The 19724-nt window shown below is 42.9% G+C and carries 16 protein-coding genes; 1 reads left to right on the forward strand and 15 read right to left on the reverse strand.

Annotated elements, in window-relative coordinates; all coding sequences use genetic code 11:
• Window positions 1–47: 47 nt before the first annotated feature.
• Window positions 48–2048, reverse strand: coding sequence for an alpha/beta hydrolase family protein (locus tag AC0VYO_RS19245; protein WP_475365928.1), 2001 nt, complete (start codon window positions 2046–2048; stop codon window positions 48–50).
• Between the two features lie 393 nt (window positions 2049–2441).
• Here AC0VYO_RS19245 and AC0VYO_RS19250 point away from each other — a divergent pair, with 393 nt between their 5' ends.
• A complete protein-coding gene (locus AC0VYO_RS19250) occupies window positions 2442–2591 on the forward strand; it encodes a BH0509 family protein (RefSeq protein WP_159785356.1) in 150 nt (49 codons plus the stop codon).
• Between the two features lie 139 nt (window positions 2592–2730).
• On the opposite strand, the gene murQ (AC0VYO_RS19255) is transcribed toward AC0VYO_RS19250, so the two are convergent.
• From murQ (AC0VYO_RS19255) to AC0VYO_RS19320, 14 genes are all read right to left on the reverse strand, one after another.
• Entirely contained in the window at window positions 2731–3630 is a 900-nt protein-coding gene (gene murQ / locus AC0VYO_RS19255; protein ID WP_475368020.1) for an N-acetylmuramic acid 6-phosphate etherase, read from the reverse strand.
• Window positions 3631–3642: 12 nt separating this feature from the next.
• Window positions 3643–4611, reverse strand: a complete 969-nt coding sequence (locus tag AC0VYO_RS19260; RefSeq protein ID WP_475365930.1) for an N-acetylglucosamine kinase — start codon at window positions 4609–4611, stop codon at window positions 3643–3645.
• On the reverse strand, window positions 4598–5422 hold the full coding sequence (locus AC0VYO_RS19265; RefSeq protein ID WP_475365931.1) for a carbohydrate ABC transporter permease: 825 nt from the start codon (window positions 5420–5422) through the stop codon (window positions 4598–4600). The genes AC0VYO_RS19260 and AC0VYO_RS19265 overlap by 14 nt, the downstream gene beginning before the upstream one ends.
• Before the next feature lie 12 nt (window positions 5423–5434).
• Window positions 5435–6385: a carbohydrate ABC transporter permease gene (locus AC0VYO_RS19270; protein WP_475365932.1), complete on the reverse strand. Its 951-nt coding sequence runs from the start codon at window positions 6383–6385 to the stop codon at window positions 5435–5437.
• 15 nt (window positions 6386–6400) lie between these two features.
• Window positions 6401–7669: an ABC transporter substrate-binding protein gene (locus tag AC0VYO_RS19275; protein ID WP_475369076.1), complete on the reverse strand. Its 1269-nt coding sequence runs from the start codon at window positions 7667–7669 to the stop codon at window positions 6401–6403.
• Between the two features lie 25 nt (window positions 7670–7694).
• Window positions 7695–8714, reverse strand: a complete 1020-nt coding sequence (locus AC0VYO_RS19280) for a serine hydrolase domain-containing protein (RefSeq protein ID WP_475368021.1) — start codon at window positions 8712–8714, stop codon at window positions 7695–7697.
• Window positions 8707–9558, reverse strand: coding sequence for a MurR/RpiR family transcriptional regulator (locus AC0VYO_RS19285; RefSeq protein WP_283153521.1), 852 nt, complete (start codon window positions 9556–9558; stop codon window positions 8707–8709). Before AC0VYO_RS19285 ends, AC0VYO_RS19280 begins: the two co-directional genes overlap by 8 nt.
• Before the next feature lie 72 nt (window positions 9559–9630).
• The gene (murQ, locus tag AC0VYO_RS19290; protein ID WP_430243347.1) at window positions 9631–10536 is read right to left on the reverse strand and encodes an N-acetylmuramic acid 6-phosphate etherase; all 906 of its coding nucleotides are present in this window, start codon (window positions 10534–10536) and stop codon (window positions 9631–9633) included.
• 4 nt (window positions 10537–10540) lie between these two features.
• Window positions 10541–11608, reverse strand: a complete 1068-nt coding sequence (locus AC0VYO_RS19295) for a DUF871 domain-containing protein (RefSeq protein ID WP_475368022.1) — start codon at window positions 11606–11608, stop codon at window positions 10541–10543.
• A 21-nt stretch (window positions 11609–11629) separates the two neighbouring features.
• Window positions 11630–13030, reverse strand: a complete 1401-nt coding sequence (locus AC0VYO_RS19300) for a PTS transporter subunit EIIC (protein ID WP_430243343.1) — start codon at window positions 13028–13030, stop codon at window positions 11630–11632.
• Window positions 13031–13304: 274 nt separating this feature from the next.
• On the reverse strand, window positions 13305–14567 hold the full coding sequence (locus AC0VYO_RS19305) for an exo-beta-N-acetylmuramidase NamZ family protein (protein ID WP_475368023.1): 1263 nt from the start codon (window positions 14565–14567) through the stop codon (window positions 13305–13307).
• Between the two features lie 60 nt (window positions 14568–14627).
• Window positions 14628–16727, reverse strand: coding sequence for a glycoside hydrolase family 3 protein (locus tag AC0VYO_RS19310; protein WP_475368024.1), 2100 nt, complete (start codon window positions 16725–16727; stop codon window positions 14628–14630).
• 17 nt (window positions 16728–16744) lie between these two features.
• Window positions 16745–18421, reverse strand: coding sequence for a serine hydrolase domain-containing protein (locus AC0VYO_RS19315; protein WP_475368025.1), 1677 nt, complete (start codon window positions 18419–18421; stop codon window positions 16745–16747).
• A gap of 344 nt (window positions 18422–18765) precedes the next feature.
• Window positions 18766–19692 (reverse strand): nucleoside hydrolase, encoded by a 927-nt coding sequence (locus tag AC0VYO_RS19320; protein WP_475368026.1) that lies wholly within the window; start codon window positions 19690–19692, stop codon window positions 18766–18768.
• Window positions 19693–19724 lie beyond the last annotated feature (32 nt).

The raw sequence follows: 19724 nt of genomic DNA on the forward strand, positions 1-19724 counted from the left end.
GATCTCAAAAAGTGCCTGTCACCGCCCGCTATTTGTCGAAAGATTTCTTATTGTCTTCCTTCTAGGTAATTGTCGAACCAGTTTCCTAGATGCTTAAGTCGTTCCACTCGTAGTTCTGGATGACCGCTTCTTGATAAATTATGATCAGAATCTGGGAATCTTACAAACATCGTTTCCTTCCCACGATGCTTTAAAGCCACATATAACTGTTCTCCTTGCTCTATAGGGCACCTGTAATCATTTTCGCTATGAAGAATTAAAAGTGGGGTTTCGATTTGGTCCACATACTTAAGCGGTGAATGATGCCATAGCTTAGCAGGGTTTTCATCTAAATCACTTCCAACTTCCCACTTTGTGAAAAAGTATCCGATGTCACTAACGCCATAGAAACTCTGCCAATTCGAAATGGAGCGCTGGGTAACCGCTGCTTTGAATCGATCGGTTTTCCCAACAATCCAGTTCGTCATAAAGCCACCGTAGCTTCCTCCCGTCACGAAAAGTTGAGCTTCATCAATAAAGGAATACTTGTTCAAAGCGGCATCAACACCCGCCATCAAATCCTCATAATCACCCCCACCATAATCTCCTCGGCAACCATTCACAAACTCTTGTCCATATCCCTGACTACCACGTGGATTCGTATAAAGGACAACATATCCTTTTGCTGCAAGAAGCTGAAATTCGTGCATAAATGAATTACCATACATCATATGTGGTCCACCGTGAATTTCAAGAATAAGGGGATGTTCCTGATCTTCCTTAAAATCCTTTGGCTTCATGAGCCAGCCCTGAATCTCCAAACCGTCTTTCCCAGCGTATGTAAACATTTCTGGTGTCGAGAGATCCAGGCATTCGAGAACGTCAGCATTTGATTGAGACAAACACAGTTCATTTACCCGATCTCCATGAAACGAAAGCGTATAAATATCGCCAATGTTAAGTGGATCGCTAATTGCAACAGCCGCTTCATTCGCGCCTGGCAAGTAGTGAAATGCATAATGGTGCCTGTCACCACCCGCTATTTGTCGAACCGTGCAATCTTCTCCGACGAAATAAACACCAGTGTTTCCTTCTTTACTAGCAAGGAAATAGAGTCCATCTCCATTTTGGCTCCACATCGCACCAGGAGAAGCGCCTCCCCAGTGCATATCTGAAATCAATACATCCGAACACTCTAAATCAACCTCCTCTGTTAAACAAGTAAACTCTTTCTTCGCTATGTCAACAGTCCAGATTTTATTCAACGTAGCTCCTTCATGCTCAAAGTTATGCCCAATGAATGAGAGCTTCTTCCCATCTGGTGACCAGTTCGGTGTGCTAAAGCTCCCACCCTCACGATTTAACTGATCAGGCTCTGATCCTTCATTCAGACCCTGAATAAAGATGTCGGCTCGCATGTAGGACCCCTGTTCTTCATATCGATCTCTCACATATACAATGGATTGTCCATCCGGTGACCAGTTAGGGCTAGAATGATTAAATGGTGCATCTGTTAGCCATTCTATTCTCTTTTCACCTGAGGTTACCTCGATCAAGACAACTTGCATATGGTGATTGTCAAGCAAACCACTGCTGTCTGCTTTATAGCGTAAGTCAGTCACAACGAGAGGCTTACGTCCTTCTTCTTTCTCTTTTGTATCCTTACTTAAAACAAGTAGCGAAGAACCATCGGGTTTCCAAACAGGAGCGGAAACACCACTTTTAAAATCAGATAGTTGTCGCGCTTCGCCACCATCAGTTGAGATAAGCCATATTTGATTTTCTCCTGATCGATTCGAAACGAAAGCAATCGTCTTCCCATCAGGCGACCAGCGCGGAGAGTGATCTTTTTTCTCCCCAGAAGCATATGTCCAATCATGCTCAATTTCAGTATCGCGATTTACTATGACTAAATTTGAAGTATATTCTTTGTTCTCATTTATTACTTTCTTTACATAAACAACGTAGCTCCCATCCGGTGAAAGTTGGGGATCACCAACAAAAGTAAAATCATAAAGGCTTTCTTCCAATTTCTTTTGTTTCTTGGCACTTCCAATTTCTATTTCCATCATCCACACTCCCTTTCTACATCTTCTCTACTTCCATTGAATAGGAAAAAACTCCTGCAGAGGGAACAAATCTCCTTCTAAATCCATCTCTAATTTTGATTCTAACCATCTCTTCTAGAATAAAGATCACTTCATCCAGTTTGTTTAAAAGGAGGAAACAACCAAAATACACATTTTTTTCAAGCCAAATCCAAAAAACAAGAACATACATTCTCTTTATTACTCTTATTCCCCGAACTTCCGCTCACTTTCATAGCAATTTCACATCGGTTCCCTGCAATATATCTCATTTTGGTATTTGAATCATCTCATTGTGAGATGTATAATAAAATTAACAAATTGAAAGCGGTTACCAAACAGGAATTGCCGCTTAAAATACAGGGAGGATTTACAATGAGCCAGCAAGCACGAAACCAATTTATTGATCTTTTGTGCGACAAAACGACAATGAACAGAGAAGAAGTTCTGAGAATGTCTGATGCGGAAGTAGAATATTTTCACTGGCTCTACTTTGATGACTCACCAGCGGACTTAATGATGTAATAAATATTTACAGCCCCTGCGGTAACTCCGCAGGGGCTGTTTTAATAGAAAGAATGCGATGTGTCTTTGTTGAGAAAACAGATGTATTTAATAGGGGTCAGGTACGTCACCGGTAACGCACCTGACCCCTTACCTATCTTCACCCCTCCATCGCAGCCACAAAATCCCCATCCTTCTCCTCAAGCAGTTGCCTCGCTCGATCCGCATCAACTCTCCGCAAAATCATCAGCACCGCTACCCGCGCATCACCTCCTGCCTGTTCACTGTAGCGTTCAGCTTCTGCTTCACTCACTCTCGTTAACTCCTGAATAATCGAAACTGTTCGCTTCCGTAGCTTTTCATTCGATGCTTGAACGTTCACCATTAAATTACGATAGACCTTCCCAAGCTTGATCATCGATGCTGTCGTAATCATATTTAATACCATCTTCTGTGCTGTTCCTGCTTTTAGTCGAGTTGAACCTGTCACCACTTCGGGACCTACTGGTAATTCAATCGGATATGTAACCATTTTTGAAAGCGATGCGCCTGTATTACACGAAATCCCTGCTGTCACTACACCCATTTTATTCGCTTCTTCGATAGCGCCAAGCACATAAGGGGTTCTTCCGCTTGAAGCAATACCGATAACCAAATCGTGTGCACTTACATGCTTCCTTATATCCTCTCCCCCCGTTTCCCGACTATCTTCGGCCCCCTCGATTGGATACCTGAGCGCTCGGTCTCCTCCAGCAATTACCCCATTCACTAGGTCAGCCGCAACACCAAATGTCGGCGGGCACTCAGAAGCATCTAACACGCCGAGACGCCCGCTCGTACCAGCTCCAAAATAAAAGAGCTTTCCGCCTTTTTTCATCACAGCAATAGCTTGACCAACCACTTTCTCAATCTCGGGAAGGGCGGTTTTTACAATTCCGGCTACGCTCCCATCCTCTTCGTTCATCAGTTCGATTATTTGAAGCGTTGAAAATTGGTGCAGATTTTCCGATTTAGCATTTCGCATTTCTGTCTTCATCTCATTCACATCTGTCAACGTCATCTCTCCCCTAGTTTAGCCGTCCATTACGTGATGAGACGACATCAGATTTACTTTTCGTTCGTCTACGATCGGTACGCCACAACAAAGCAGTGCACAAATGCATGCCCCTACAGCTGGAGATAAGTTAGGGTAATACACATCGCTTACCCCTCTTGTTTTCAATTCTTCAAGAAACCCATTTCGAAAGAAGGAGGATTGCATTAGCCCTCCGCAAATCACAAGTTGATTGCCCCTAATCTCGATAGCACGAACTAATTCACTCAAACTTTCACAAGCTCTCTGAACGATCTTCAACGCCGTTTGATTTTGTCGCTCAGCAAGCTCGATGACGTTCTCAGCAACAGAAGCGATTTTCATACGCGCATAGGAATCCTCATAAATCGCCGTAATTATTTCAGGCGCACCGTTTACCTGTAAGAAGGAAAGGATGTTACTACAAAAAGCTTCGTCCAACATCATTCTTCCATCATGCATCATCGCAACTGTCCGGAGCGCCTTCCGCCCAATATCGTAGCCGCTTCCTTCATCACCAAACAAATAGCCCCAGCCTCCCACACGACGGGAACCATTTGCATCAATCGAATAGGAAATCGAACCAGTACCCGCAATGAGAACGGTCCCTTCCATCGAAAATGTACCGCTTGCAAGCGCACCGTAAGCATCGTTCTTAACCTTGAGAATCCCTTCAAAACTCGGAAGCCTTTCCCTCAGCCATCTTTCCCAGCGCTTCTGATCCTCTTCTCGGTCACCACCCGCCGTTGAAACAAAGATTCCTGCAAGCTTTCCATCTTTTAATCCCGACGTTAATTCTGTAATCACGTGATGAATGGCAGATCGCACCTCTTGTTCTGCGCGAGATTTTAGATTTGTCGAACCTGCCGTACTTTTAGCTAAAATCACTCCATTTTGATTGCACAATAACCCAAGAGTTTTCGTTCCTCCGCCGTCTATGCCAATGTAGAATCGCTTATTTAATTGCACCTTGAGTAAGTCCTTCCATAAATTGTTTTGATGCGATGAAGAACAGGACAATCATCGGAAGTGACGCAAGGGTCAGACCTGCAAAAAGGGATCCCCAATCTGCAGAGTATTCGCCAAATAAGGAAAGCATGCCAACTGGGATTGTCTTTTTCATGTCATCGGTAATAAAAATAAGTGGGAAGAAAAAATCGTTCCAGGCTTGGATAAATTGGATGATCATCACGGTTCCAAGCGCCGGTCTCATCAGTGGTAGCACAACACTCCATAAAATACGAAGGTTTCCAGCTCCATCAATACGTGCAGCTTCTTCTAGTTCACGAGGCATCGTTCGAAAGAATCCAGTCAAAATCAAAATCGACAGTGGTATTCCCGTGGCAACATACATAAAGATCAGTGACCAGAGCGAGTTTAGTAGATTAAGATCTTTCATTAAAATAAACAGCGGCACAATGCCTAGTTTGATCGGAAGCATCATTCCCATTAAGAAGAAAAAGAAGATGATGTTATTCCATACAAACGTGAAGCGTGCGATATAGAAGGCTGCAAGTGACGAGGTAATCAAAATTAATAGAACAGAAACGACGCTCACAAACACGCTATTCATGAAATACGTTGTAAACGGTATAATCTCTAGTAAATTCCGATACGTATCAAGCGTGAACGTCTTCGGGAATGAGAGTGGACTTGTGAAAATCTCTGCGCTTGTTTTAAAGGAAGAGAGGATCATTAATAGAATTGGATAGATGCTAATGGATGCGATGAGAAAAGCAAATACATAGTAAAACGGTCTCGTCCAAATCGTATGGTTCATAGTATCGCCTCCTTACATGTCCACTTGTTTTTTCTGCATATAGCGTAAATAGAGTGCGGTAAAGAATGAGATAAAGAGAAAGAGCACCACCGCAAGTGCTGATCCTAATCCGACTGCCGTTGTCGATCCTCCTGCAGAACCTCCGAATGCGAGACGATAAAAGTAAATCGCAAGCGTATCAGTAGAATGGTAAGGTTCTCCCTGCGATCCCTGCATCGCGTAGACGAGTTCAAACGCTTCAAATGACTGAATAAATGTGAGGACTGTCATAATCATGAACGAAGGAACCATTAACGGAAGCACGATTTTACGTATCATCGACAAACCATCTGCGCCATCAAGCTTGCCTGCTTCGAACAGTTCTTTCGGGATCGACTGAAGACCGGCAAGAAAAATAAGGACACCGAACCCAATACCATACCAGCAGTTAACGAGAATAATAGAAATCAAAGCTGTATCTGGATCACCAAGCCACGCTTTTTGAAGCTGTTCCAAACCGAGCTTTTCAAGAATCACATTCAGTGCACCGTAGTTAGGATTTAGAATCAGCTTCCAGAGAAAACCGACAACGATGACGGATAGAAGTCGCGGCAGGAAATAAGCAATTTTAAGAAATTCCGATCCCTTCACTTTTTTATAAATAATATAGGCAAGTACAAAAGCAAGGCCGTTCTGGAAAATCATCTGTAGTACAAAATAAAGAATGTTATGGCCAAATGCGCCCCAAAACAGTCCCGAAAAAGGCTCCAGCGTAAACAGATCTTTAAAATTTTTCAGCCCCACGAACTCCCCACGTACAATTCCTTTCCAATCAAAAAAGCTGTAGGTTAAGGCTGCAAACAAAGGATAAACAATGAAAAGTCCATATATAATCAGGGCAGGAATCGGGAAAAGGTGAATGGTCCACCTTTTCCAGTTCCTTTCTTTTTTGATTTTCACGATTGAATTTGTAGCTAGTTTCATATTGTCCGCCCCTTATTACTGTAGTGGCTCATACCAGGACTGTGCGCTTTCTTGAATAGTCTTTGCTACTTCCTCTGGTGTACGTTCGCCAAGATACATCCCCTGAAGCTCTGTTTCGATCGTCGCTTTTGTGGAAGGATTTCCACCAGCGAAATGAACGAGCATCATGTACGGTGTTGACTGTTCTTCTGCTGCTTTTCCAAGCGCATTGACAAGTTCATCTTCCGACTCAATACCAGGGATTGCGCTGATCATTTTAAATTCTTCTGTGAACATCGTGCCAAACTCTTCTGTTGTCATAAACTGAAGAAATTTCTTCGCGGCATCTTTATGCTCCGAGCTTGCATTGATTGCATAAGATCCATCTACCCAAGTTGTAATCGTAGGTTCTTTTCCTACAGCAGACGGCATTGGGAAGAAGCCAAGTTCAAGATCAGGATTCATTTCACGTAGCACTTCAATTTCCCAGCTTCCAAGTGGGAACATCGCTGCATCACCTGTAAAGAACATCGTACGAATATCTTCCATTCCAAGACCTTCGTAATTTTCTGGGAAGTATTCTTTCAGTTCATCCATCGCGTCAATCGAACTCTGAAATTCATCACTTGTAAAATCCGTCTCACCAGCTGTAATTTGATCAACAAATTCATTACCACCATAGTGAGCTGGACCAATAATTCCGTGCGATAATGATAAGAGCCACCCTTCCTTTGTTCCAAGAGCGATCGGTGTAGTACCTTCCTTCTTTATTTTTTCATTTAGCGTCATGAACTCTTCCCACGTTTGCGGTTCTTCAAGACCCATTTCTTCAAACATTTTCTTGTTGTAGAACATTTGCGTCGTGCTCATATTTAGCGGCACACCGTACTGCTTATCATCCGATCCTTTCGAAGCAGCAAGGGTTTCCTCTGGATATTGATCTAGTCCTTCCAGATCATCTAGCGGCTCAAGGTATCCAGCATCCGCAAGCTCGATGCCCGGTGTATAAGGGCGAAGGTGAATGATATCAGGACCTTCCCCACTTTGAAGGGCCGTATTTAAGATCGTGTTATACTCCGTATTCTTTGAAGGTTTGAATTCCACGTTAATATCCGGATTTTCTTCATTAAAAGCATCAATCATTTTTTGATAGCTTGCTTTGTCTTCTGTTCTCCAGCTTCCGATCGTTATCGTAACGCTATCTTCACTTGCTTCAGAGTCTCCCGAATTCCCACCACTTTCTGAGCTACACGCAGATAGAACAAGAATCAACGCTAGAAAACCAGAAAAAGTAAACACTTTCATTTTATCCATAATATTTCCCCCTCATTTAATTAGTAAAAGAGTCATGAATCAAAGAATGAAGATGAGGTCTAATCTGTCTCATGTTGTGGTTTCTTCCGTAATGCACGATATTCGTTAAAAAAGTGACGATCAGCTCTTCTTTAGGATCAATCCATAAACTAGTACCAGTAAACCCCGTGTGGCCGAAGCTTCCTTCTGACCACCCCCTTCCACATGATAATGCCTTTCCTTCTCCGTTCCAAACCTCAAAGCCAAGCCCACGATTTTGTATCACATGCTTTCTAGCATTCCTAATCGTCTCTGGTGACAGCACCTGCTGCGTTTCTGGATACAGAAAATATCGACCGAATTTTCCGACATTTTTAGCTGTAGAAAATACACCTGCACTTCCGCTTGCTCCGCCTAGGTGGAGCGCTTTCTCGTCATGCACCTCCCCCTGAACGTAATGATCGTAATGCCATTCTGTTGCAGCAATTCCCTGGTGTTGCGGAGGATTGAACATCGTTTTCGTTAACCCCCATGGCTTGAAGAGTTTAGTATTCGTGAAGGTAGGTAAATCCACGCCGCTCACACGCTCTATTACTTCTCCAAGTAAAATCATGCCTAGATCACTATACTGCACAACGCTCCCTGGTTGATGGATAAGATCTGCGTTGACAACTTCTTGCAAAATCAACCGCTTTTCGTCTCTTTTGATAGGCGGATCAATGTCTGCAGGTAAGCCTGTTGTATGTGTAAGTGCTTGGTGAATCGTGATATCTGAATGGTTCAATTCTGGGATGTAGGTTTGAATGGTGTGATTTAATTCAACTGACGTGTTGTCGATCAGCCATAAGATAGAAGGAAGGGTTGCCACCACTTTTGTTAGGGAGGCTATATCAAAAAGCGTTGTGATATTCATGGTGTGAGATTGTTGTATCCTGTCTTGAAAACGACCGTAAGCTTGATGAAAAACAGTGCTCCCTTTATGTTGAACATGAAGAACAGCGCCAGGGAGCTCCTTTTCGTCAATTAATTTTTTTAAGTAAGCATCAAAATCATACATGCTTCTTCACAACCTCAACTGCTTTTCGCGTTCGCTCAAGTGCAGCAACGCTCTCATCGTAGTTTCGACTGGTCATGCCAACATATAGAATATCAATGACGTTCAGTTGGGAAATACGTGAGCTCATCGCACCACTTCGAATGCTCTTTTCAAGAGAGCTTGTGAAAAGCTTAATATCAGCGAGGTCAGAAACTGGATTTGTACCGTATTTGGTTAAGGTAATCACAGTGGCACCATTGTCTTTTGCGATTTTCAGAGATTCAATAATGTCTCTTGTTTGGCCAGAATAAGAAATGCCGAAAACGACGTCAGCTTCTCCGAGGTTTGCGCTAATCGTCCCTTGTGTATCATAATCGACTGCAGCTTCACACCAGCGATTAATACGAGAAAGTTTTTGTTTGAAATCCTGGGCAATTAATCCTGATGCTCCAATACCATACAGCGCAATTTTCCTCGCACGACTTAAAACAGTGATTGCTTTCTCTACTTCCTCTTTTGATAGAACAGAAATTGTATCATTAATCGATTGAATATTATTGTTTGATACATTTTCAATAAACGAATCCACCGTCCCATCAATCGATATTTCTTGATAAGATTTGCTCGTCTGCTTCGTTGCAAGATCACCTGCGATTCGAAGCTTCAATTCTTGAAACCCTTTGTAGTTCAGCGTTCGAGCAAGGCGGATAATTGTCGCTTCACTCACTTCTGTTCGTTTCGAGAGTTTCTGAATGGAAAGGTTGATTACTTCTTCCGGATAATGAATGATATATTCCGCTACTTTTCGTTCTGAAGGTTTTAATGAAGTGATTGATTCCTGAATACTGATCAGGCCTCCGTTCATTCCTAGCCCACCTTTACCTGAATAGATTTTCAATCATTTCATTTTAGCATATCTTATTTAGCGATTCTTACCTTAGCTTGTCACAAAAGCAGATTCAATCGCTTTTCGCAAATGCCCATCATACCTTTCTAATGTCGAATGAACGATTTCTCCTTTTAATCCTGTTAGTAACGAAAGAATCGCTCCTTTCGTTGATCCGTATTCTTCAAGAGCTTTCTCCGCCTCCTCAGCAGATACACCTGAAATTTCTGCAACAATGTTCTTACCACGCTGAACAAGTTTACTATTTGTTGGTACAACATCAACCATCAAATTGCTATAAACTTTTCCAATTTTAATCATCGAAGCAGTCGTTAACATATTTAATACAAGCTTCTGGGCTGTCCCCGCTTTCATCCGCGTCGATCCAGTGACAACTTCTGGTCCAACATTCGCAACGATGCTGTGGTGAGCCACTTCTTCCATCTTTGTATTTTCACTACACGTAACCGCTCCAACCGTTGCACCAATTTCTTTGGCATAAGCCATTGCAGCTACCGTATAAGGTGTGCGTCCACTAGCTGCAATCCCTACGATCACGTCTTCCTTCGTAAGCGACAGCTCTTTCATGTCTAAGACAGCCTGCTCTTCATCATCCTCAGCACCTTCAAGCGCATATTGAAGAGCTTTATCGCCACCCGCGATCACACCAATCACCTGATCTGACGGCGTTCCGAACGTTGGAGGGCATTCAGAGGCATCAAGAACGCCAAGTCTCCCACTCGTCCCTGCCCCAACATAAATTAAGCGACCATTATGTTGAAAGCCATCTACAATTCGATCAACAAGACGTTCAATAACTGGTAGGGTTTCTTTAATAGCGTCTGGTATAACATGATCTTCCTCGTTTATGATGTTAAGAACTTCATATGTTGTCATTTGATCAATGTTCAGTGTGTTTTGATTTCTACGCTCGGTCTGGATGTTATTTAAATTCATTGTCTTAATTCCTTTCATGAGTAGCATCAGTTTTCAAAAGTAATTCAAATGGTTGAGATGCCCCAATGTAATTTAATAGAGGCAAATCTTCTCTAATCACATTTCCAATAACATTCACACGATCGTCCTCCGGAAGATCGTGCTTTACAAGTTGAATTTCACCAGCATAGCGGCCATAGTTCATATTATCAATCGTGATGGCGCCGCGTTTTCTTTTTAATGAAGGTATTGGTTCAGGACGATGTTGTAACTGTCTCGACTCTACTGAACGGATCACATCCCGCGCTGGATCGGGACGGTTCTTATGTTTTCCCTTCACCTGAAAACTTTCAAACTGATCATCCACTTTCGAAACCTCAAGCGGAATCACTCCTTTTGCAAGGAGTGAAAGCTTTTCTAATTGGTTATCACTTACTGAAATATCTCCTATCAGAACTTTATCAACTTGATAATGATAAAGTAGCTCAGCACAGGCCATATGAGGAGACATAGAACGATGTTTCTCAAGTGTTGGAAGGCCAGAGTAAATCGGTCCTCGAAGGTTTTGATCGCCTGGAATAAATGCCATTGTTTGAATGCCATATTCTCTAAATAAACGATTTCGTTCTGAAAAAAAATCAACGTCTAATCCAGTTTCTGGTCTTGGGTAGTAGTTATGCCACGCCTCTAGGTTCGAAACGTTTGCACCCATTTCAAGCCACGTCTCAATTTCCTCTCTCGAAACAGTACTTGCATTCAAGCCCACTTTCATCAACTGAGATAAAGAAACAATTAAATCATCGGTATAACCATAGTCCGGACGAACGCCATTCACTCCCCAGTCCAATAACTCTTCATAATGTTGAATATTTAAATGGATAATGGATTCTGGCGAAATATCTGCGACAAGCTCCATCTCAAATTTCCTTGCTAATTGACCAAGCTCTTTCAAACGAGTTTGATAGAGCGAATGATCATCTTCAGGGATATGGAGGGATGTAAAGATAGCATCGAATCCAATTGATTTAGCTCTTTCTAAGCGTTGCTCAACATCTCCTCCATCACTTCCAAGATAAACAGATATTCCAAGCATGACATCTGACCCTCCATTTTCTTATGCAGCTGTGTTCGTTGAAGCCCCTTTATCAATCGCAACGGTCATTTCTTCTTTAAACCCGAAGAGATACGTGAAGACAAAACCAAAGAAATAAGCAACAACGAGAGAAATAATATAATATAAAATTTGATTTGAATTCACGAGGAAGATCAGCGGTAAGCCAGATACTCCGATCGCAATTGTCGCCACTTTAAAGAATGCGGCAAACGCGCCTCCAATGGCTGCGCCAAGACATGCCGTAATAAATGGACGACCAAGTGGTAGCGTCACACCGAAAATCAGTGGTTCTCCGATCCCTAAAATGCCGACTGGCAAGCCAGCTTTGATCACTTTTCTTAGTTTCTTATTTTTCGTTTTGAAATATATCGCGAAGGCTGCCCCTACTTGACCAGCGCCTCCCATGGCAAGGATCGGAAGCAATGGATCATCACCAATCGTGTTGATTAATTCCATGTGAACAGGCGTAAGCCCTTGATGAAGCCCTGTAACAACTAGAGGAAGGAACGTTCCTGCTAGAATCAATCCGGAGAAAATACCTCCTGCGTCAATCAATCCTAGTAGCCCTTTTGTGATAAGGTCTGATACAAATCCACCAATTGGCTGTAGGACAATTAATGTCGCAAATCCCGTAATCAAAACAGAGATCGTTGGCGTCACGATAATATCAAGAGACGATGGAACAAAACGACGCACGCGGCGCTCGGTCCATGCCATGAAAAACGCTGCAAGCATGACGCCTACTAAGCCGCCTCGACCAGGTACAAGCTGTTCACCAAAAAGCGTAATATCAGCAAGTGCTGGGTTAATGATTAAAATACCAGCGATACCGCCGAGTGCAGGGGTTCCACCAAATTCCTTGGCTGCGTTTATACCAACGAAAATGCCAAGGTAGCTAAACAAGCCCCAACCAATAAAGTTTAGAATAGAAACAAGTGACGTTTCCGGATCAACACCTGATCGAATCACAATATTCGTTATTCCAGCAATTAATCCTGACGCAACAATAGCTGGAATAAGTGGAATGAATATACTAGCTATTTTTCGTAAAAATAACTTAAATGGCGTTGCATTCTTTTGCTTAAGATCTGATTTTGTTTGATCTGCGAGTCCTTCAAAAATGTTCTCATCATCTTCCAAATCCTCCGCATCAACACCACTCAGCTTTGAAACTTCTTCTGCTACCTTTGTCACAATGCCAGGACCTAAAATAATTTGGATTGTTTCAGCTTCCACAACGCCAAGCACGCCGTCAATTTCTTTCAATCGATCAAGATCTACTTTTGTATCATCAATCGGTGTTACCCTGAGCCTTGTCATACAACTTGTTAATGAGTTAATGTTCGATGGTCCACCTAAATGCGGTAGAATCTCCCCTGCTAAGCGTTCTTCTTTTCTCACAAGCCTTCCCCATTTCTTCTTATGATTTCGTGATGTATTCCGTTTCCTCATATTGATGGAGCCTCTGGCTATGTAGTAACTGCCTACAAATGTGCCCTAATCAATCCTGTTTATTTCGTTCGTGATCCGCCCTCCTTTATATCTGTTCATCGAATTGAATTTTCTAATAATTTCAGTTTAACAAGTTTTATTTAATAATGTAAGTGTTTTTGTGAAGTTTTATTACATAAAATAAAAAAAGCACTCGACGCTATGCGAGTGCTTATCAATCTATCTAGTATAGTAAATAGTCTTCTCTTACTTCTTTAAAATCTTTTAAATCATCTTCCCACTGCTTCTCCATCTTTTTCACGCTGTCTCCATTTTCAATGCCTTCTCGAATCCATCCGTTTCCAACGAGAAGGTCAAAGAATGAGACGCCTGCGCTATTTTCTGCGCGAAACTCAAAGTCTTCAGGATAGAGATCGTGAATGTTTTTCACTAGGCTTAATCCTGTTTTGACTGGCTTGAACGCTTCTTTATCAGTCACATGAATTTGAACGCCATGTGTTAACTCTCCCGCATGCTTCGAAAACGAAGGAGTAAAGGAAGCTGCCCTAAAATCAACGCCTGGAAGTTTCAATTCGTTCAGTTCACTGGCAAGTTCTGTTGCGTTAATAAATGGTGCACCAATTAATTCAAATGGCTTTGTGGTGCCTCGACCTTCAGATACGTTTGTTCCTTCGATCAAGGCAGCTCCAGGATAAGCGAGTGCTGTATCGAGCGTTGGCATATTAGGCGAGGGCAATACCCATTCAAGTGGCGTATCATCGTAATACATATCCCTCTTCCACTTATCCATTTCGACGACTGTTAAATCAGCACCGATTTCAAATTCTTCATTGAAAAGTGAAGCAAGCTCACCTACTGTCATGCCATGACGAAGTGGAATTTCATATTTTCCGACGAACGAAGAGTATTCATCATCAAGAACGGGACCTTCCACCGCTTCCCCACCTAGAGGGTTAGGACGATCAAGCACGATAAATTCAATGTCATTCTCGCTGGCAGCTTCCATAGCATAGGCCATCGTATAAATGTACGTATAGAAACGCGTGCCTACATCCTGAATATCGAAAAGAAGAACATCAATGCCTTCTAGCATTTCTGGCGTCGGCTTTTTAGTAGATCCATAGAGACTGTAAACGGGTAACCCTGTTTCCTCATCCGTATAATACTCGACATATTCTCCTGCCTGTGCGCTTCCACGAACGCCATGTTCCGGTCCATAAAGTGCCTTTAAATCAACATCGGAATCATTGTGAAGCAAGTCAACAATGCTATTAAGCTCCTGATCTACCCCTGTAGGATTTGTAATCAGGCCAACGCTTTTTCCTTCGATAAGCTCTTTTTGATCTTCGAGTAGAACTTCCACACCAAGCTTAAACTTCTTACGCTTATCATGACCGTGTCCTTTCCCATTGTTATCAGCGAATGCCACAGATAATGATGATAAGACAAGCATCGTAGTTAACACCATCACAAGCCACTTTTTCATGTTTAAAACGCCTCCCCATTTTTTAAGAATCGGGAAGAACAAGTCTTCCCGACCACAATTTTAGTACGTTAACCCATGACCAAAGTTATAAAGCACGCCGCCCGTTTCCCCCGGGATCGTTATTGGTAGCTTACCTGACGGGGCATTTTCACCAAAAATGGTAGCTGCTGTTGCTTCAAAGCTAGCTGTTCTAAAACCATACTGAGCAATATAACTGTCAACGTTCGGATAAGCCATAATGTCATATGGATTTCTGATTCCAATCGCAATCACATCCGCATCCGTTTCACTCATAATCGTATCGACCATCATCATCTGTGGATGCTCAGGCGAACGCGTACTCACACTGTACGTATACGTGCCAATGATAATTTGATCAGCGGACGCAAGAGTTTCACGCTGTTCATCTGTTAGTGTGTAGCTTGCATTTACTTCAATAACCGTCGTATTGTCATGCGCTGCTTTTACTGAGTTACCGAGTGATTCAACAAAACTTCGTCCAATAACGACAACGTGACCATCACTGTTCCCGTCAAGAGGAAGGACATTGTCATTCTTTACAAGCGTAATGGATTTATCCGCCGCTTCTTTCTCAACGGCTTTATGCTCGTCTGACCCTACTGTCTCGAGCGCATCTTGAATTTGTTTATTTACGTCACTCGGGTTCTCCGACTTGATGATTCCGCGATTTACTTTTAATGTTAGGATTCGTTTCACTGATGCTTCGATCCGTTCTTCAGATATGTCACCTGATTCAACTGCTCCATATAATCCTTCTGCCACTTCTTGAAGTCCAACTGGCATCAGGACGATATCGGTTCCTGCTTTCACTGCGCGAATCGCTGCGTCAACAGATCCGAAGTGATCCTGGATAGCACCCATGTTCATCGCATCCGTTGTAATGACGCCTTCATACCCCATCTCATCACGCATTAATTCTGTTAAAACTTTGTGCGAGAGTGTGGCCGGAAGAGAAATTTCTGTACCATCTTTTTTGGAAATCACTTTCGTATCATCGATTTTAGGGAACGTCACGTGCGCTGTCATAATCGCGTCAATCCCAGCTTCCATTGCCTTCTGAAATGGATAGAGTTCGACTTCCATGAGACGTTCTTTATCATAAGGCACTTCTGGAAGTCCTAGATGTGAATCAACTGCTGTGTCTCCATGTCCTGGAAAGTGCTTAGCTGTTGCTGCAACGCCAGTTTCCTGAAGACCTTTTGTATACGCAATACCAAGGTCCGCAACAAGCTCTGGATCTTCTCCAAATGAGCGAACACCAATAACAGGATTATCGGGATTGTTGTTCACGTCCATATCAGGTGCGAAGTTCATGTTAATACCGAGGGAGGCAAGCTCTTCCCCAATCGCATTTCCAACTTCCTTCGTCAGATCTTTGGAACGCGTAGCACCGAGCGCCATGTTCCCTGGCATATCTGTGCCCGACTGAAGACGCGTTACAATGCCTCCCTCCTGATCAATTGTCATAAGCAGACCGTACTTCTCGGATGCTTCCTGATAATCAGCAACAAGCTTTGTCGTTTGCTCGGTTGTAACCACGTTTTCTCTGAATAAAATCACGCCTCCAAGATGATATTCTTCAATTTGCGCTTCAATTTCCGGAAGCATCTCTGTTACATTTTCACCGTTCCAATTTCGATAGTCCGGCATCAGCATTTGACCGACTTTTTCTTCCATCGTCATACCGTCAATCGCATTTTCGATAATGTCGTATTGGTGCCCTTTCTGTTTAATCAAAGACGGAGCGGATGATTTTTCATTTGATTTATCCACTTTATAATCAAGGGCAATCCGATCTTTGTTCTTACCATCTGAAACCGTAATGAACGTCCGGCCACGCTTACCTGTCAGCGTTACGTTCCCTTCACGATCTACTTTTGCCACCTTTTTATTGGATGACTTCCACTTTAGATTTTGATCTGTTTTCATAAAGTGACCATCATCGTAAATGTGAAGCGCATGCAATGCAATGCTTTTCCCATCAAATTCTGAACTCACTTCAGGAACATTTTCCATTAAAATCAACTCGGGTGAACCTGCTTTTTTTGCGGAAGCTTTCCCCGGTAACATAACTGCCTGGGAAAAGATCATTAACAATGCAAGAAAAGTGACAATCATCCGTTTCTGTCTCGTTCGCATGCTATCCCTCCTGGTTTTTAATATGATCGCTTCATCCATTCATCACTCGTCAGCGTGACTGTTGAGCCATTCACCTTCAAATCATCAACATACCAACCACGTTTGTTTGTAGAGCCATCTGTCTTATATGTGAAGCGAACGTACTTTGTGTTTGCAGGAAGAGCGACTTCTCTCGCCTCCCATTTCTTACTGCTTCCTGTTAGCTGAAGCGCTTCGGTCCATTCATTCCCATTCTCTGAAACCTCTACTGTTCCCATGTCGTAGCCTTCCTCAATTTGGTACCACGTATCAAAAGTAATAGTAGATTCTTTATGCACGTTAACTTTAGCAGTCAGATACTTCGATTCGTTATCTCCATAGCCGGCAAACCAGGGATCAGCTTTCTTGTTCATCGCAACTGGAATCGCATCGGCTACCTTTCTTGCAAACTTCCGTCTCGTTGGAGAAGTAGATACGGTTTCACGCGTCGGATGAACCCGATTCGTTAATAAGATCGCAATTGTCTGATTCGTTGGACTGACAACGATTGACGTCCCTGTATAACCTGTATGACCGAGCGTTGTGCTTTCAGATAGAGCATCCATGAACCAACCTTGTTGAAGCTCCCAACCGAGGCCATGATCGTCACCTGGAAACTCTGGAATCCGATTTTCTGTTAAAAGTTTCACCGTCTCCGGTTGAAGAATGCGTGTCCCACCATAGCGTCCTTCCATCAGAAACATATGAGCAAATTTAGCGAGATCGGATGCTGTCGAGAAAACACCTGCATGACCAGCGACTCCGTCCAATGACCAGGCACTCTCATCATGAACTTCCCCCCAGACAAGCCCTCTGTTCGTCCATGCCTGGTATTCCGTAGCCGCAATTCGTTCCTTTAATTCAGCAGGAGGATTGTACATCGTATCCTTCATATCAAGCGGATTGGTGATTTCTTTTTTTACATATTCATCTAGACGTATCCCAGACAATCGTTCAATGAGAGCACCGAGTGTAATCATGTTAAGATCGCTGTATGTATACTCACTCCCCGGCTCTGATTGAAGTGGATAGTTAAAAACATACTCCAGGCGATCTTCTCGATCGCCTTCGATCGTATAGAGTGGAATCCATGGTTTGAATCCCGATGTATGTGTCATCAGTTGTTCGATGGTAACGCTTTCCTTTCCGTTCGCTGCAAATTCCGGAATATACTTCGCTACCGGATCATCCAACTTAAATTCCCCATCTTCATAGAGCGTCATTGCCGCCGTTGTTGTGAAAAGTTTGCTAATTGAGGCAAGATCAAAAATGGTTTCCTTACTCATCGGAATTGGGTTGTTCATTTCAGTAAACTCATCATCTGTGTATTGCGCAGCATAACCGTAAGCTTCTTCCTTTACGATATGTCCTCTTCTCGCTACAAACGCAACCGCGCCAGGCATAACCTGTTCATCGATGGCGCCTTCAATCAAATCATCAATCTCATTAAGTGGTTCTACTCGCATTCCGGCCCCTTTGACTGAACCAGGATGCAGCACAGGCGATGTCGGTCCAGGATTGTCCCACGAAAAAGTTGGATGACTTTTACTTTGACTCATGTTGATCTTACCCGCTTTCTCAATCGTTGGACCAGGTGCAGCCAAACCAGATCCTGGAGCTAAAAGTGACGTACCAAGCGCGGTGGTCAAAAGCAGTGACAGCGTTTTTCTTTTCATAGTGCCCTCCCCATTGTTATTGAATACAAGTAATAACGAGCTACCTCCTCAATGAAACAAAATAACATTCAGAATATTCTATTCAAATCGTAACCTCTTCCTTTATAGTCGTCTATACCACTTAAGTCATAGATAAGAGAAAAACACCCTGATTTATCTATCTTTATACCCGGGTCATTGGAATGATTTTGGAGTTTTATACCGTTTTATTTATTTCGTTTCCGTAGCTTTATTTCAGAATATGAGTGTATACGTTAAATAAACGTTTGTTTAGTAGCGGTATATTAGGTGGTGCCTGTCACTCGCGAATTCGCGAGTGACAGGCACCACGAATTCCGCCCTTCTCACTTCAACGCATTAATCAACAATCCCCAAAACTTCTCTTGATTAATGCCATGCGCAAACTTCACATTCGGCTTTCTTCTCGTCACATGCAGACGATCAACGCACGTTGTACCGTATGTAAATTCTCCTTTTGTCTCAATATCCACTCGAACCGTCTCGAATTCAAAAATCGATTCATCAATTAAATACGCTATCGTGCATGCATCGTGAATAGGAGCTCCTTCAAAACCAAAAACCTCTTTATACGTTTTCGTGAAGAATACAAGAAGATCCCCCACAAATTTCGAAACGTTCGTGCCAATCGAAGAAATCTCCTGAAGAATCGTCGGCGTTGTAATCGCCTGATGCGTAACGTCTAGACCAAACATTGTCACAGGCACTCCACTGTTAAAAACAACATCCGCCGCTTCGGCATCGACATAAATATTAAATTCCGCCGTAGGTGTCCAATTTCCAAACGTCCCTCCACCCATCAGTACGATTTCACGAATCTTTCCAACGATCGCAGGTTCCTTTTCAATCGCTAAAGCGATATTCGTGAGGGGACCTGTCGGAACTAGCGTAATCTCTCCATCAGAATCTAACAATCTCTCAATGATAAAATCGACAGCATGCTGATCGATCATCATTTTCTTTGGAACTTCCGGAAGCTCTGGTCCATCAAGACCAGAATCTCCATGAATGTCTGGTGCGAATTCACGCGTTTTAACTAGTGGCTGCTCAGCTCCACGAGCAACTGGCACGTCGAGCCCTATGAAATCACATACTTTTAACGCATTAAGCGTTGTCTTCCCAACATCTACGTTCCCCGCTACCGTCGTAATGCCTTCAATCTGAATCTGATCACTAGAAGCTGCAAGAATAATCGAAATCGCATCATCATGGCCTGGATCACAATCTAAAATCACTTTTCTCTTTTCCCTCATTCAGCATCTCTCCTCGTTGTTAAAATAGAAGA

It is taken from the genome of Anaerobacillus sp. 63XJN7_4_ISO-PGPR-S23-413, from assembly GCF_056173725.1.

What these genes read in the sequence shown, in the direction of transcription:
- AC0VYO_RS19245 (WP_475365928.1), bottom strand. Translation starts at nt 2,048, where the DNA reads ATGGAAATAGAAATTGGAAGTGCCAAGAAACAAAAGAAATTGGAAGAA.
- AC0VYO_RS19250 (WP_159785356.1), top strand. Translation starts at nt 2,442, where the DNA reads ATGAGCCAGCAAGCACGAAACCAATTTATTGATCTTTTGTGCGACAAA.
- murQ (WP_475368020.1), bottom strand. Translation starts at nt 3,630, where the DNA reads ATGACGTTGACAGATGTGAATGAGATGAAGACAGAAATGCGAAATGCT.
- AC0VYO_RS19265 (WP_475365931.1), bottom strand. Translation starts at nt 5,422, where the DNA reads ATGAACCATACGATTTGGACGAGACCGTTTTACTATGTATTTGCTTTT.
- AC0VYO_RS19270 (WP_475365932.1), bottom strand. Translation starts at nt 6,385, where the DNA reads ATGAAACTAGCTACAAATTCAATCGTGAAAATCAAAAAAGAAAGGAAC.
- AC0VYO_RS19275 (WP_475369076.1), bottom strand. Translation starts at nt 7,669, where the DNA reads ATGAAAGTGTTTACTTTTTCTGGTTTTCTAGCGTTGATTCTTGTTCTA.
- AC0VYO_RS19280 (WP_475368021.1), bottom strand. Translation starts at nt 8,714, where the DNA reads ATGTATGATTTTGATGCTTACTTAAAAAAATTAATTGACGAAAAGGAG.
- AC0VYO_RS19285 (WP_283153521.1), bottom strand. Translation starts at nt 9,558, where the DNA reads ATGAACGGAGGCCTGATCAGTATTCAGGAATCAATCACTTCATTAAAA.
- murQ (WP_430243347.1), bottom strand. Translation starts at nt 10,536, where the DNA reads ATGAATTTAAATAACATCCAGACCGAGCGTAGAAATCAAAACACACTG.
- AC0VYO_RS19295 (WP_475368022.1), bottom strand. Translation starts at nt 11,608, where the DNA reads ATGCTTGGAATATCTGTTTATCTTGGAAGTGATGGAGGAGATGTTGAG.
- AC0VYO_RS19305 (WP_475368023.1), bottom strand. Translation starts at nt 14,567, where the DNA reads ATGAAAAAGTGGCTTGTGATGGTGTTAACTACGATGCTTGTCTTATCA.
- AC0VYO_RS19310 (WP_475368024.1), bottom strand. Translation starts at nt 16,727, where the DNA reads ATGCGAACGAGACAGAAACGGATGATTGTCACTTTTCTTGCATTGTTA.
- AC0VYO_RS19315 (WP_475368025.1), bottom strand. Translation starts at nt 18,421, where the DNA reads ATGAAAAGAAAAACGCTGTCACTGCTTTTGACCACCGCGCTTGGTACG.
- AC0VYO_RS19320 (WP_475368026.1), bottom strand. Translation starts at nt 19,692, where the DNA reads ATGAGGGAAAAGAGAAAAGTGATTTTAGATTGTGATCCAGGCCATGAT.